15 protein-coding genes are annotated in these 13,964 nt (G+C 44.2%); all 15 read right to left on the bottom strand.

Going from position 1 to position 13,964, the window contains the following annotated elements:
* Positions 1 to 113: 113 nt before the first annotated feature.
* Complete coding sequence (locus HYV65_01990; protein MBI2462984.1) at positions 114 to 1,343, bottom strand: hypothetical protein; 1,230 nt, start codon at positions 1,341 to 1,343, stop codon at positions 114 to 116.
* Positions 1,344 to 1,545: 202 nt separating this feature from the next.
* Complete coding sequence (locus tag HYV65_01985; GenBank protein MBI2462983.1) at positions 1,546 to 2,592, bottom strand: hypothetical protein; 1,047 nt, start codon at positions 2,590 to 2,592, stop codon at positions 1,546 to 1,548.
* A gap of 51 nt (positions 2,593 to 2,643) precedes the next feature.
* Complete coding sequence (gene secF, locus HYV65_01980) at positions 2,644 to 3,627, bottom strand: protein translocase subunit SecF (GenBank protein MBI2462982.1); 984 nt, start codon at positions 3,625 to 3,627, stop codon at positions 2,644 to 2,646.
* 138 nt (positions 3,628 to 3,765) lie between these two features.
* Positions 3,766 to 5,439: a protein translocase subunit SecD gene (secD, locus tag HYV65_01975; protein MBI2462981.1), complete on the bottom strand. Its 1,674-nt coding sequence runs from the start codon at positions 5,437 to 5,439 to the stop codon at positions 3,766 to 3,768.
* A 134-nt stretch (positions 5,440 to 5,573) separates the two neighbouring features.
* A complete protein-coding gene (locus tag HYV65_01970; GenBank protein MBI2462980.1) occupies positions 5,574 to 6,194 on the bottom strand; it encodes an HD domain-containing protein in 621 nt (206 codons plus the stop codon).
* Positions 6,195 to 6,445: 251 nt separating this feature from the next.
* Positions 6,446 to 7,708 (bottom strand): insulinase family protein, encoded by a 1,263-nt coding sequence (locus HYV65_01965; GenBank protein ID MBI2462979.1) that lies wholly within the window; start codon positions 7,706 to 7,708, stop codon positions 6,446 to 6,448.
* Positions 7,705 to 9,009: an insulinase family protein gene (locus HYV65_01960; protein ID MBI2462978.1), complete on the bottom strand. Its 1,305-nt coding sequence runs from the start codon at positions 9,007 to 9,009 to the stop codon at positions 7,705 to 7,707. Before HYV65_01960 ends, HYV65_01965 begins: the two co-directional genes overlap by 4 nt.
* Positions 9,010 to 9,150: 141 nt before the next feature.
* Complete coding sequence (locus HYV65_01955; GenBank protein MBI2462977.1) at positions 9,151 to 9,870, bottom strand: ribonuclease H-like domain-containing protein; 720 nt, start codon at positions 9,868 to 9,870, stop codon at positions 9,151 to 9,153.
* A 4-nt stretch (positions 9,871 to 9,874) separates the two neighbouring features.
* Entirely contained in the window at positions 9,875 to 10,660 is a 786-nt protein-coding gene (locus HYV65_01950; GenBank protein MBI2462976.1) for a metal ABC transporter permease, read from the bottom strand.
* Positions 10,661 to 10,663: 3 nt separating this feature from the next.
* Positions 10,664 to 11,419, bottom strand: a complete 756-nt coding sequence (locus HYV65_01945; protein MBI2462975.1) for a metal ABC transporter ATP-binding protein — start codon at positions 11,417 to 11,419, stop codon at positions 10,664 to 10,666.
* 2 nt (positions 11,420 to 11,421) lie between these two features.
* Positions 11,422 to 11,985 carry an NAD(P)H-dependent oxidoreductase gene (locus HYV65_01940; GenBank protein ID MBI2462974.1) on the bottom strand — a complete coding sequence of 188 codons (564 nt, stop codon included), beginning with the start codon at positions 11,983 to 11,985 and terminating at the stop codon, positions 11,422 to 11,424.
* Between the two features lie 20 nt (positions 11,986 to 12,005).
* Positions 12,006 to 12,392 (bottom strand): NUDIX domain-containing protein, encoded by a 387-nt coding sequence (locus tag HYV65_01935; GenBank protein MBI2462973.1) that lies wholly within the window; start codon positions 12,390 to 12,392, stop codon positions 12,006 to 12,008.
* Entirely contained in the window at positions 12,389 to 12,877 is a 489-nt protein-coding gene (locus HYV65_01930) for an NYN domain-containing protein (GenBank protein ID MBI2462972.1), read from the bottom strand. Before HYV65_01930 ends, HYV65_01935 begins: the two co-directional genes overlap by 4 nt.
* A 203-nt stretch (positions 12,878 to 13,080) precedes the next feature.
* Positions 13,081 to 13,299 (bottom strand): hypothetical protein, encoded by a 219-nt coding sequence (locus tag HYV65_01925; GenBank protein ID MBI2462971.1) that lies wholly within the window; start codon positions 13,297 to 13,299, stop codon positions 13,081 to 13,083.
* A gap of 46 nt (positions 13,300 to 13,345) precedes the next feature.
* Positions 13,346 to 13,964: site-specific integrase (locus HYV65_01920; GenBank protein ID MBI2462970.1), on the bottom strand; the 619-nt coding region annotated here is incomplete at its 5' end.

The raw sequence follows: 13,964 nt of genomic DNA, 5'->3' as shown, positions 1-13,964 counted from the left end.
AAAAATCAAAATGCAAAATTGTGGTGCATAGCCTCGTTTAGTTTTTCTTTTTGAAATGGCTGGGCTTGGGTCTGGGTTTCAAAAAGAAAAACTAAACGAGGCTATGCTATATATTAAAACGGTAGTCCCGCAGGCGGCTCTCCTCTCTTGCTTTCCACGCGCGGGAATGAAGGAGCGTGAATAACTCGTCCCGGAAAATGAAACAACGTCGCAAGCTCCTCTGTATTCATAACATACGGCTCTGATCCAAAAAAATCATTGAACATCCTCCCTTTATATAATCTAAACTGGCGAATTCTGCGCCGTTGATTTCGCATTTCACGAAATAAAATAATATGATTACTTGGCTTGGTGTCGCTTATCAAGCGAAGTCCATTTAAATTTTGATCGGTAAATTGCTTAAATGCCCCTTGCACGGCTCCGATAACCGTCCCATCGTATACATCCCTTCGACCGATATAAAGCGTACGCACCATAGCATTGAATCCCGGCTTGCTCATTTTGTTTGCTACTGCCGCGACTATATCCTGCTCATATCGAGAAAGGCGCAATGCGCCAAACTGATTTTCTTCGGCTTTAGCCGCATCCCATACCGGCACTTCGCCGTGCGTAACTATACGAATGCCCTTCCAAGTCATTTCTGCTATATGTTCAAAAAAACTTTTTTCCGATGTTGGACCCGTTCCCCTGCCAAGCAACTTATCTAAAACTTCTTTTGCTTGCGGCGTCCATTCACTAGAAAGAATCGGCTGTATTATAATTTGCACCCACACATGCTCGCCCTCGCCCAGCTTTGAAATAACTTCCGCAAATGTGGAAAGCGGATCGATTCTACGCTCCTCTTCCATATCCTCAAAATATTCGTATGTGCGAATTGGGTATGCCTGATTGTTATCAAATTTCATTTCCGTACCCCATAACTCCCATTCTTTATTGGGCAAATCAGGCGGAACTCTATTTACATAATCCTCCACTTCAAAAATTTCCGCGTCAGGATATTCTGCGTAAATATGCGCTTCAACAAAATTACGATATTTTCGCTGGCAGCGTATATAGAAATGCATCCTGCCGTTTTCGCCAGTGAATTCCAAATTGAAACGAGGCTGACGTTTACCCCAGATCCAATAATCACGTGTCTTAAGAGTTCCCCACGATCCATGCAAACCAGCAAGCATCACTTCCATTGCTTTTGGTGTTTTAAGAACATCGGGCGGCGGCTTAATCTCAAGCATGATTGTTGGTATTTTACTAGCCCATAAATAAAAACGCCAATACAGCCAAATCTCCCAAAAGAGTGGCCATAAAAGCAGTGGTGTTATAAACCACCAAGTGTCACGAATCATGACGAGTATCAACCTGACAAATGTACCGATGATGTCCATGAATGAAACCCGTGCCCGAGGAGAGCCCAAGACGAGGGTTACGGTCCTAATTGATAAATTACTATCAATTTTTAATTTAGAATTTCGAATCAACATTCAAAATTCTAATTTTATTCAAAATTAAAAATTCGAAATTCGAAATTCTAATTTGTTTATAGTCCGATTACGCTACGGTATATCTCCCATCGGAAGTACGGCGGAAATACTTTTTATTCTGCATATTCAGTAAAATCGTATTTTCCTGCACCATGCGCTGCTTAAGAACACTCGCCGTAAGCTCTTCTTTGGTCATGGGACCAGACTCCTTCAAAGTGCTGACCATTACATCGCGCACTATTCCCGGCTTATACCCCCATTTTACCAGGCCGTATGTGCCACGTCCAACAAGTACAAATCGCCCATCTTTAATAAGCTCGTTGTGTACGGTTTGTGGATGAGCGTGGCGGCTATTAAGATTTTTGAAATATGCGAGAGAATCTATAAGCTTTGCAATTTCACGAAAATGAAGTGGTGTTTTTGCGCTTTCCTCCAACACAAGATACGCCTTGTCGCGCATGCCGCGTGGGCTAATTTCCGGCCAATGCGCAAGACCATATTTTTCAAAAGGTCCCTTCTTAATGTTTTTTGCAACTGCTATATGGCGAGCGATTACATCAGCCGAAAAATCCGGGGCTGTTTTTGCCGCTTCTTTTTTTGCTATTTCTAAAAGATTTCCCCATGCCATCGGAATCCTCTCTTGATGCAAATAAGAAGCTACACGCAAAAGAATACTTTGCAATTGATCGGCAGACATCTTGTTGGTCGCCCACATAGGATGAAAATCGTCGGTTTCTGCAATAGAAGTAAAAGCATCGCTTAAATTCAAAGCAAGACGAAGATGCGCGCTCTGCGCGGAAGGAACTAAATCCCGCAAAAGTTCTTGCTCTTGCGCCATGCCTCCTCTTTCGTCAATGAATGCGGCAATCTTCTCAAAGTAAGGTTCTAGAATCTGATAGTCGTAGCATGTAGTCAATTTTACCAATGAAGCCTCTTCAATTTGGCGTACGCGCTCACGCGTTACCCTATAGCGCCTACCAATAGACTCGAGAGTCTCGTGGCCTTCTTTGCCAATACCAAAACGAGAGGCAATAATGTCTCTATTTCGTTCGGGCAGAGACCGCATAATGCGTTCAACTACCGGCTTTATTTGAATTTTTTGAGATGGGATCATACTTATTGATTACTTTATATATATCATAGACAAATTTTATTGTCAATCATGTTAGCGAATTACTCGCCTACGAACAAAATCATGCCAAGTAACTAACAATGGACTGGCAATCCAAATAGACGAATACGTTCCTACAACAACACCAATTACAAGAGTCAGGATGAAATAGCGGATAGATTCTCCACCAAAAATAAGCACTGCGCATAATGCGACGAAAGCTGTCAGTGAAGTGTTGATTGAACGCACAACCGTTTCGCGCATACTCGTATCTACAATTTCAGCAAAAGAAAACTGGGCACGCTGGCGAGCAAGATTCTCACGTATTCTGTCAAATACAACTATCGTATCATTTACCGAATACCCCAGTACAGTCAATAGAGCGGCAATAAAGGGAACACCAATTTCAATTGAGAAAAAATAACCTAAAATAGAAAAAATACCTACTGTGATAATAACATCGTGGAAGAGAGTAATAATTGTTATGATGCCATACTTAGACGACCCTAAAGGATATGAAACTTTGCGAAATGCCCACGTTACATAAAGAGCAATCATAAAAATCACCAGTCCCATTGCGTACATTGAACGCTGTTGCGTTTCTTTACCGATAGCAGGACCAATAGAATCAAATTGAGATTCTGCGATAGTGGCATCAGAACCCTCTTGCGGCGCTTGCTCCGAATCGGATTGAGGGGAGCTTGCTTGCCCTGAGTTTATCGAAGGGGTCGAACCCGGCTGTTGAATTTCCTTTAGATGAGAAAGAATGGCTTGGTGGGTTGTTTCATCCACAGATTTAAAACGCATAATTACGCTCTTTTCGCCGCTATTGCGAATGGAGATATCACCCAAATTCAAATCGGAGAGTTTCTGTATAATTTCTTGGTGGGATGGCCGACCCACGGAAAACTGCACTTCCATAGAACTTCCTCCAATAAAATCAGTACCGAATCGCAAGCCGAAAAGAAGCAGGCTTGCGATGCCTATTACAGTAACGGCTAGTGATAGTGCGTAGAAGTATTTGTGATATTTAAGCATAGAAGCCAATCGAAGTTAAAAGTTAAAATTCAAAAGTTAAAAGTGAGGTATCGCCTCCGGCGATCATATTTTAATGAATTTTCTTTTAGAAAATTCATATCATAGTTTTGACTTTTGCATTTTGAATTTTGAATTTATTTACCTTGTCCATATCCTTCGATATTTCTCCAGTCGTCCTCCCACAAACCAGCGAAGGAAATGGCGCGTCACGACCATCGCGCAAAACATGCTAACCAAAATACCGATACCGAGTGTCAGGGCAAATCCTTTCACAAAACTAGTGGAAAACCAAAACAAAATGGCGCAGGTAATAAGTGTGGAGATATTGCCATCGCGAATGGACGTCCATGCGCGTTCAAATGCACGGTCGAGCACGTGAGAAAAACTCAAATCCGGCGCGCGGCGAAATTCATCGCGCAGACGCTCAAATACTAGTACGTTAGCATCTACTGCCATGCCAAGAGAAAGAATAAATCCTCCGATACCTGGTAATGTCATAGTTACGGGCAAGAGCTTAAAGACAGTAAGAGTTATCAAAGCGTAAAATACTAAAGAAATTACGCTGACAACGCCAGACAGACGATACATTAGAATCATAAAGACCGCGACAAAAACCGCACCCCAAATAGCCGCGGTCATGCTTTTTTTAACCGAGTCACTGCCCAGAGTCGCGCCAATTGTCTGCTGTGATACGAGATTTATAGGCACCGGCAGTGCGCCCGCATTTAAGTTGCGCACGAGTGTTTTTACTTCGTCAACGGTAAAAATGCCAGTAATTTGCGCCTTGCCACCAGCAATTTTTTGCTGCACATTGGGAATACTTAAAGGTATTTTATCAATATAAATAGCAAGGGGTTTCCCAATATTCTTCTCGGTAATGTTTTCAAAAAGTTTCGCGCCTTCGTCATTAAAAACTAACCCCACATACGGCTGATTGGTATTGGGATCAAACTCTATTTCTGCTTGTTTAAGATACTGACCATTTAGCAACGTCTCTGAAAAACACGGATCTATCTTGTACATTTCTTGAAATGCGTAGATAAACTCAACATTTCGGCACAATGCGGCGCGGTTATCCATAGCTTCTTTCTGGAGAAATTCTTTAGAAGAGAAAATCTGCTTAACTTCCTCGTCTGTGCGCTCTTCTTTGAAAACAAGCGTGGGTGTAGCGCCAATTGATTTAATTGCTTCGTTGGTATTGTACACACCGGCCAGCTCAACAATAAGACGGTGTTTATCACCGGTTTTTTTTACCTGCACAAGCGGCTCGCGCACGCCAAGAGAGTTGACTCTTCGCTCAATAATATCGCGAATGCCAGCCATTGCTTCCGCGGGATCTTTGCCCTTCAACGCATCAGTATCAGCTTCATACACAAGATGCGTGCCGCCCTGCAAATCCAGGCCGAGGGAGAATGGCACCTCGTAAAAATGGTTTACGTATATTTTATTGCCGATTGCAGACAAAACTCCTTTCGTATCAATCTTTGCAATGGCAGCTGGTAGATGCGCGCGCGACTTCAAGCTGTCAATCTTGGGATTAATCCGATCTGCTGATTGATTCCAATATTTTGGATACAAAAAATTACCCAGGAGAAATGCTACGAAAAAAACCGCCACTAATACAAGTCGGGTGCGTGTCCTTCCTTTAGAACCAGCGACAAAGCGAAAAGGCCGTACAACGGTGCGTACGACCAGCCACAAAACATAAATAATGCTTTTACCTATTGCAAACAACAGTACGCCAAGAAGCTCAAGGGGCAGAAGAATGGCTTTGCTATAAAAAGTTTTAATTAAAGAAAGCTTGCGATTCATTTCCTTATACATGCCCTTTAGCTTACTAGAAAAATTGGCTTTTCGTCAAGTGTTTCGTATGCGTACAAACTATGCCGCTCTTCAGAGCTCTGAATTTAACATAAAGCCCCCCGCGGCTGCAAGGGGCTTTTACGCTACTCTTCAAATAAACTGCACGCAAAAAGACATTCAATTGTTGCTCTTTCCTCCGGATATTCTTCCATCAGCGCCTCAAAAACTGTGCTGTCTGTCTGACTGCGCTGCCCGCGGGTGCGAAACGCATCATAAAAATCTACCAACGCCAGAATTTGCGCGCATCGTTCAATCAGCATGGTTTCCGCCGCGCTGTATTTGGTATCAAGCATCGGCAAAGGATCTGGATAGCGATTGCGCTGAAAATAATGATGGCGCAACAGAATTTCCGCAGAAAAAGGATATCGATCCTTCAAAAATTGGTAGCCGTAGAGTGGATGCCCTTTAACCAGTTGAAAATCATCGCTGGAAAAAGCGATACCGCTCTTAGCTAAGACTTTACGAGGAACGGAAAGCTTGCCAAAATCATGCAGAAGACCGGCGTAAAACAACGCGGCTGGCGAAAGATTAAGCTCAACCCCTACTTCGTAGGCGAGCGTTGCAACGCGCAGGCAATGATAGACAGTCGCCGAGTCGTGCTCTCTTAACTCTTCCACTAATCTATCGAGTTGCAACGCGTGTTCCGCGTTCACGCTAAGTTCTTGCAGTACCTCGACAAAATCTCGCTGCGATTTACTGGCCATACTAATACCTCCTTATGTTTGCATGCCACTTAAAGAACAGGCTTGAACGTCTGTAATATATCAATTATATGAAAAAAATCAAATAGATGTATGAGGCCATCCACTTTCGTAGGAGCCGCACTGTTTGCGCGCCTGTGTATTTTACTTGGCAGGCGTGACCGCCGCGGGACTGTTGGCAGGCTAATCTTTGCTGGCTATCTAATTCATAAAAAGGGCTTTTCTTTTTTGGAAAGAAAAGCCCTTTTACTATTTTATTTGTCAATGGTCCCCGCAAGTGCAACTTTCATGGCATCCGGAATGACATGTCGGCGCATGACATCGTTAACTTCGTCAACAGTCAAAACCATTATACGATCTTCTATACTTTGTGTTAGACCCGGATGCTTTGCAATGATATCCGGAATAGTTTGCGCGGCAATTCCCTGCAAACTTGACGCTGCAAAAAACCTACGCCCCTTAAGAAACATCTGGGCTTCACGAATTTCCTCTTCTGTAACGCCTTTCTCAACAAAAATACGTAGTACGTCGGCAACTTCATCCCTAACCTTCCAAATGTTAGATGGATTGCAATGCGCAATAATTCTCCAATAGCCCGGAAATTCCTCCGAGTAATTGATTGTGGCGCCTATTGAATAGGAATACCCCTTCTTTTCTCTCACCTGATTAAAAAGACGGCTTTGCATGCCCGCGCCAAGAATAGCTATGGCCATTTTAAGGGCGGGGAAATCTGCGTGAGCTGACGTAATGCTGATCGCCTGCCCCGCCCAGTACACCGCGCTTGATTTCTGCGGCAGATAGACAATACGTTCATCTGCTTGAAGTGGCAGTACGTCGTGTAAATAAGTTTGATTGGCAAAGAATGAAAAAGCCCCTACTTCCCGTTCAAATAATGCTTGTGCTGTCTGTATGCTTGGCGCGTCAACGTCTCCGGCCAACACCAAGTGAATTCTACTTGGTGCATACCACGTTTTCCAAAACGCCACTATTTCATTTCTTGTCGCATTATTTACAAAGTCAATATACCGCTCCAAATACTGCTCCGCGGGGAAAGCGTAAAGAGGATGGTTTTTGGTGTATAGCATGCTCATTACTTCCCACTTAGCCAGCAATTCCGGACTGTCTGCGCCCCTCATCACACCGGCCAGATTTTCTTTCTTTGCAATGGCTAATTCCTCCGCGGAAAACAAAGGAGAGAAAAGCGCGTCGCGGCATACAGCTAGCAAAAAATCTATAAATCGCGAAGGCGATGAACCATTGAAGAAAACATTAAGTGGACCACAATCTGCCATATCGAATTCCAACCCAAACTTATCACAATATGCCGCGAATGCTTTGCGCGATTGCTGCGCAGTGCCTCGAGTTAGCAAATCGCTCGTTAGCACGGGGATATAAGGATTATAATGAAAATAGTTTCCTGCTTTTATAATCCCATACAATCGAACCAACGGCAGTTCATGAGAATTAATAACCGTAAGGCGCATACCATTTTCAAGAATGATTTCTGATTGGTTCATTTACTGCCTCCTGAAATTGAAGTAGGCACAAACCAACCAACGGTGAGCGTATCGTCGCAAAAATATGTTCGGAAAACACGTAAAATATCCTCCGGCGTAACATTTCTAATAGCCGAAGGAATGCGGAAGTAAAGATCCCATGACCCCGCGCCTTCGCTATTACTTAATTCTTGAACAATTTTTAAGCAGCCATCACGCGAACGCAACGTCCTAGCTTCCGCTGAAATTTTTGCCCGTTCGACGTCTTGCTCTGTAATTCCATTTTCCTGCAATGTTTTCAAAAATCCCCGTATGCGTTTCTCCAAAATATCATGGCCATTTTGTTCAAGCATGTTGACACGTATAAATGTAAATGATGCGTCGTGATAACAATTAACATGCGTGCCCGCCGACTCTACGCGACCTGTCTCGACAAACTCTTGGTCAATAAGTCCAGAATATCCTCCCGACAAGACATAGGAAAGAGCGCAAAGCGCGGGAATATCTTCATGCGATGCGGGCGGAGTGCGCCATGCCAAAAGAATAGAACCCATGTCTTCTGACATATGATTCAATATTACGCGCCTCTCACCTTTTTGCGCCGGCTCCATTGTATACACGGTGGGTATGGCGCGAGTAGATCGCGGAATCTTTGCAAAATATTTTTTAATTCTTTCCAGCACGTAAATTTCGGGGATACTGCCGACAACAATAATCATCGCGTTATTCGGATGGTAAAATTCGTCATAGAACTGACGAATACGGTTTGTGGACACGCCTTCCACGTCCGCCCTATAACCTATAATAGGGTGGTGGTAAGGATGCTCTAGAAGCGATATGGAATTAACTAGATGATACAATTGTTCGGCCATATCATTTTCTCGCATTTCCAGTTCGTTGCGCACCACGGACATTTCGTCTTGCCTGTCGCGGTCAGTGAATGTCGCTTTTCGCATACGGTCAGCTTCCATTTGCATCGCAAGATCAAGATATTCTATGGAAACAACTTCGAAAAAACCGGTTCTATCATAACTGGTGTTTGCGTTTATGATTGCTCCCGCGCGAGCAAAAAGCTTATCAATCGGCATAGTGTCTTTAGGAAATTTCACAGAACCTTTAAACAACAAGTGCTCAAGGAAATGCGCTGACCCCGTATAGCCAAGCCCTTCGTTACGCGAGCCGACATTATAATGCACCATAAAAACTGCGCCACGCTGCAATAATGCGTAGGGATAAAGCAAAATTTTAAGGCCGTTTGCTTTTAACACGAATTCTCTCGCGCCGTGAAATTCTCTGACAAATTCAATACCGCCGACTCGCACGATAATTCCTCCTTAATTAAATTGTGAATGTGCGCGATTAATAACTATAGAATAAAAAAGGTGGTGTGTATAGCTTTTAACTAGGGGGCGTGCCGCTGCAGCGGCACGCCCCCTAGTTTCATGCTTATATAAATTTACTCCTTACCATGTCGACTCAAAATTCAAATTCTCATCCCAAATGTCAAAAACTCTTTTAGTAGCGTATACATCTTGAATACAGTAACGAGCGATTTCCAGATATTTTTCTTCGCGGAAAGCTCTGGGCACCATTTTGCCTTCCATTCCCCCGCCCTTAGGGCTCTCCACGCCAAACGCCTGGCTCACGAAGTGCAAGTTTGGCTTTTTGAACATCGCGCCATAAAAAGTAAGCAGATCTGCCAAGTCGTAGTGCTTCGCGCCACGCTGCAAAGATAAATAACGGTTAGCGAGCAAATTCACTGTTGGGCGAATTTTATGCACCGCCGAGCGAATCATCAAATACGGCACGTCAAACCCACGGCCATTGAATGTAACAAAAGAATTATACTCGCGCGCCACGTCCCAAAAACGCTCCAGAATTTCCTTCTCTGAACCCACGCGATACATCACTTTGTTTTCTTCAAAATCTTTAACATCTTTTGCCTTATCGGCGCGAAAATACACGGCGCCTTTTTCAACATTATCAAGCATGCCTATCGCGACAATCTCTCCCAAAAACGGAGAAAATGGCAATCCCTCCTGAATATTATCCAATTCCCTTTCCACCTCTTCGTCTGTTTTGGCAGTGCGCTCCGCCCACTCGCGAAAATATCCCAGAGACGTTTCGTCAAAAGAATCTTTATCTTTTCCAATTGTTTCAATATCGAATGCAAGATAGCGCATAGTTTTATCTTTTAAATATAAAGGATACGAGAAACAGCATAGCCGACGCAAGCACGACCAGCGGACCAGCTTCAAGGCCAGTTGCAAAATGCAGCAACACTCCCGCAAGTGCTCCTACTACGCCAAATAACACAGAAAGAGAGATGTACTGCGAAAAACTTCGTGCCACATTCTGCGCGCTCGCGGCAGGGATAATAACAAGCGCGCCCATCAATAACGCGCCGACAAATTTTACGCCAAGCGCGACGAGGCATGCTACCAGCAATAGATAAATAAAATCTGTGCGCGAAACAGAAATGCCAGACGCCCGCGCAACATCTTCCGAAATAGTCGTGATAATGAAATGAGATTTAAACGCGCGCAGACCTAGTAATATAATTATTGCTATGACAATCGCAAGCAAGCCATCTACGACATGCAGGGATGTGATATCGCCAAACAGCGCTTCCATTAATTCAGCATCTGGGATTATCAAAACGCCTACGGCGAGAGAGCCGGTAAATAAAATCCCAACAAGCGCCTCAAATGGCAGCTTGGTATATCCGCGCAACCACCAAATGCAGATAACTGCTACGGAAAGTGAGGCGAATGCGCCAATAAAAGGATCATACCCCCAAAGCAAAGCAAGGCCCATGCCGGGCAACGCAACGTGCGTTAATGCGTCGCCAACAAGCGCCATGCGCTTTATAAGCATAAAGGCGCCGAGAGCGCCGGCAGTTCCGCCCACGAACAGCGCCACCAATAGCGGCAGAAAATATTGAGATTGTAATAATAGATCAAATGATGTCATAAGTTATTCAACGTCATTACCATTACCGTGACTATGAGCAGAATCTGCTTCCTCCTTGTGCTCATAAACTCCGATCTGCACGCCGTACATTTCTTTCAATACACCCGCATCAAGCACATGTTTTGGCTGTCCTTGGCAAATCATTCTCTTATTCAAACACACGACTTGGTCAGCGTATTGATATACGATATTCAATTCGTGAGATATTACAAGAATTGTAAGACCACGCTCGTCGCGAATATGCCCTATCAATGAGTAAATAGTCTCCTCTGACCCCACGTCAACACCGGAAGTCGGCTCATCAAAAAGAAGCACGTCCGGGCTATCTATAAGAGCCCAGGCAATGCTTACTTTCTGAAACTCTCCGCCGGAAAGCTCGCCTATTCTTCTTTCAAGGATATGATGCTGTACGTGATGTTCGTCGCCGTGCATGCCAACCGCGCGCAGCGCATCTGTAATCTTTTCGCCCCGCGCGCGCTTTAATGCAAAAAATTCTCCGACAGTTAGAGGAAAGCTTGGATCTATAGCAAATTTCTGCGGAACATAACCTACGCGGACTCCCTTCTGCCATTCAATCGTCCCTTGATGCTTAACAATGCCTAGCAACGCCCGAAAAAGCACAGTTTTTCCCGCGCCATTGGGCCCCAATATGGCTGTAATAGTTTTTTTTTGCACGGCAAAAGAAACGCCGTGCAAAACGGCTTGATTGTCAAATGATACTGACAAATTTTCTACGCGCAATACGCTGTCTTTTTCCATAACTAAGCATTTCTGGCTGATTTTAGAGCGCCGGCATACCAAGCAAGCTCATCAAAAATAATCTTGAGGCGATCGGCTTGTGCGGATAAGGCAGATTGATCTTTTATACTACCGTCGTCATTAAACAGGCTTCCTACATTAGCAAAATAAGCCGCGCTACGGATTGGCACTAGCGAAAGCTCGATTGAGTAAAGCCGCAAAAGTTCAATCACGCGGCATCCGCCCATCATACCGCTCGATGTGCCACAAAAAGCAACTGGCTTGTGTTTGTACTCGTTATACACCTGGTCCATCATCATCTTCAATTCTCCGGGATAGCTGTGATTGTATTCAGGAGTAACTACAATGAGACCATCTGCTTTATCTACAATTTCACTGAGCTGCTTGGATTTATCAGTTGCTTGAGTATTATCAGTGGCGCAAAGAATATAATCGCGGACATCAATTATTTCTGATTCAAAGCCATGCTTTTTAGCTTGGTCAAGTACAAAATGAGCTACTTTTTCAGAACGTCTGCCTTCGCGGGCTGTACCTAAAATTATTGGAATAATTAAATCGTTGGGCATAATAAAGTTATCGTACTATATTACTGTGGACTTGAAAATGCTGATTGCGTTCTGTGTATCTCTAAGCTCACACGACAAGTTTCAAATAAGGGTTCGGGAATGTTGTCCAAATCGTACCAGGCCCAGGATTCACATTTCTCCGGCTCGAGCAATTCAACCTCTCCGCTCTTCCATTTTGCAACCATAGCAATATGCACATAATGCTTAGGCGCGTATTTGGTAAGGTTCGAAAGATGCTGGAAATGAATATTATCGATTTCTATTCCGCACTCTTCCCTAGTTTCACGCGCCGCGCAATCCTCAAAAGATTCCATGGTGGTTGACAGACTGACATAATTTGCTATATTGATAATATCAATACGAAAAGGTCCCTCTTTGGGTTTTGTCCCATTTGGGGCCCTTTTCATTTATGCTCTAATTTTGATCTCATTTCTTCAATAAATACATGATTTCCTCGTGCCTCGCGTTTTAATAGAATTGAACACCATTTTCTGTTTGGACTAAGAACGTAACCAAGTTTATTGATTTTTCTCAAATACTTAACTAGACATTGAAAATCTCCATCTCCGGTAATAATCACAGCGTTATCATAGCTATTAAGATCAATCATTGCTTGTAGCACCAATTCTGCATCGCAGTTACCTTTTATTCCTCCGTCTTTTTTTGGAAGTGTGGGTTTAAAAATCAACGTATAGCCCATATTCTGGAAGTCTCTATACATATCTTGATTTCCTGCCATATACCCAATAAACATATATGCCCGAATTACACCGTATCTTTCTTTGAGCAGTTTTCTAAATTTTGCAAAATCTAATTTCCACCCAAGCATTCCAATGCCTTTATGTATATTAGTATTATCAATAAATGCAAAGTTATTTGTTAGTTTATGCATAGAATATAAAAACCTTCAGCCCCATGACACTTTTTATATTTCTTCTAGTGTAAAAAGTGCCACAGGGGGTTCAGTGCTGGGGAAGCCACCCGTGCTTTGATTCTCGACTGCTCGTCTGCGAGGAGTCGCAACTGGCCCTATTGCCTGTTGTGCTTTCCCCCTCGTAGACGAGTAGGCGTATTCGCTTTTCAATGATCCTATTGTCATTTTACTCGTCTGTCAGTTTTTGTCAACTTCTTGGGAGTGGATAAACTATCGTGCTCTTTTACGGCCTCCCATACCCAAGTATGGCTTCGTTTGAAGCCATGTAATTCCTTGAGCATCTTCGCAACGGTGCGCGTGTCCAGCCCCTGCTGGTACAGGCGCACCGCTTTGTCTTTCATCTCCTGAACTTGTTTTTGTTTGAATGTTGATAGAGGCATAGTTGTGAATCCTTTCACTACTATTGTATTCCCCTGTCAACTTCTGTCAAGTTACGTACTGTGGATAAGGCACTTTGGTCTTGGATCGGGTTCGCTGCATGTAGAGCCCATGCTTCGAGAAGTGCTCGGCCTGTCGCTGGAACTCATCGACCGTGATGGCTTCTTTGCCCTGGTTTTCGTTCCGGAGGAATGTGACCAGTCCCTGCAGCGCGTCATCGAATCCTGGGTCGCGTTCCCTCTCCCCGGCGAAGTCTTTATTGCTGTCCGTGAGGAAGAGGCGCGCCCGCTGTTCAAGTTCTTTGCCATGCATCATTGTGTAGATGGTCGTGCTTTGCACCGAAGCGTGGCCCAGGATATTCATGACGTCTGCGGTCGATCCGCCGCTCTTGATAATGTGATGTCCACGGTGATGCCGGAAGCTGTGGGCGTTCATGTACGGCATCTTTGCTCTGTTGCAGTACCGTCGCAACATTTCCCCCACCCCCTTGATGGAGAACCTGTCGCCGCACTTCACGCTGGTCACTGATACGAAGAGTGCGCCCGGTTCGTCGAACTTCATGACTTTCGTAAGGTGATCCCGCTTCTTGAGCCAGCGCACCAGGTAGTCGTTGGTATCGTCCGTCCAGAAGATCTCGCGGAATGGTCGGCGGGACTTTGCTTTCTCT

The organism is Candidatus Spechtbacteria bacterium, from assembly GCA_016188605.1.
Lineage (GTDB): Bacteria > Patescibacteriota > Minisyncoccia > Spechtbacterales > JACPHP01 > JACPHP01.
This window is presented reverse-complemented; position numbering and strand designations above follow the sequence as displayed.

Bases quoted from the DNA above. Each gene is read 5' to 3' on its own strand.
- HYV65_01990 (MBI2462984.1), bottom strand. From the start codon at position 1,343: ATGATTCGTGACACTTGGTGGTTTATAACACCACTGCTTTTATGGCCA.
- HYV65_01985 (MBI2462983.1), bottom strand. From the start codon at position 2,592: ATGATCCCATCTCAAAAAATTCAAATAAAGCCGGTAGTTGAACGCATT.
- secF (MBI2462982.1), bottom strand. From the start codon at position 3,627: ATGCTTAAATATCACAAATACTTCTACGCACTATCACTAGCCGTTACT.
- secD (MBI2462981.1), bottom strand. From the start codon at position 5,439: ATGAATCGCAAGCTTTCTTTAATTAAAACTTTTTATAGCAAAGCCATT.
- HYV65_01970 (MBI2462980.1), bottom strand. From the start codon at position 6,194: ATGGCCAGTAAATCGCAGCGAGATTTTGTCGAGGTACTGCAAGAACTT.
- HYV65_01965 (MBI2462979.1), bottom strand. From the start codon at position 7,708: ATGAACCAATCAGAAATCATTCTTGAAAATGGTATGCGCCTTACGGTT.
- HYV65_01955 (MBI2462977.1), bottom strand. From the start codon at position 9,870: ATGCGCTATCTTGCATTCGATATTGAAACAATTGGAAAAGATAAAGAT.
- HYV65_01950 (MBI2462976.1), bottom strand. From the start codon at position 10,660: ATGACATCATTTGATCTATTATTACAATCTCAATATTTTCTGCCGCTA.
- HYV65_01945 (MBI2462975.1), bottom strand. From the start codon at position 11,419: ATGGAAAAAGACAGCGTATTGCGCGTAGAAAATTTGTCAGTATCATTT.
- HYV65_01940 (MBI2462974.1), bottom strand. From the start codon at position 11,985: ATGCCCAACGATTTAATTATTCCAATAATTTTAGGTACAGCCCGCGAA.
- HYV65_01935 (MBI2462973.1), bottom strand. From the start codon at position 12,392: ATGAAAAGGGCCCCAAATGGGACAAAACCCAAAGAGGGACCTTTTCGT.
- HYV65_01930 (MBI2462972.1), bottom strand. From the start codon at position 12,877: ATGCATAAACTAACAAATAACTTTGCATTTATTGATAATACTAATATA.
- HYV65_01925 (MBI2462971.1), bottom strand. From the start codon at position 13,299: ATGCCTCTATCAACATTCAAACAAAAACAAGTTCAGGAGATGAAAGAC.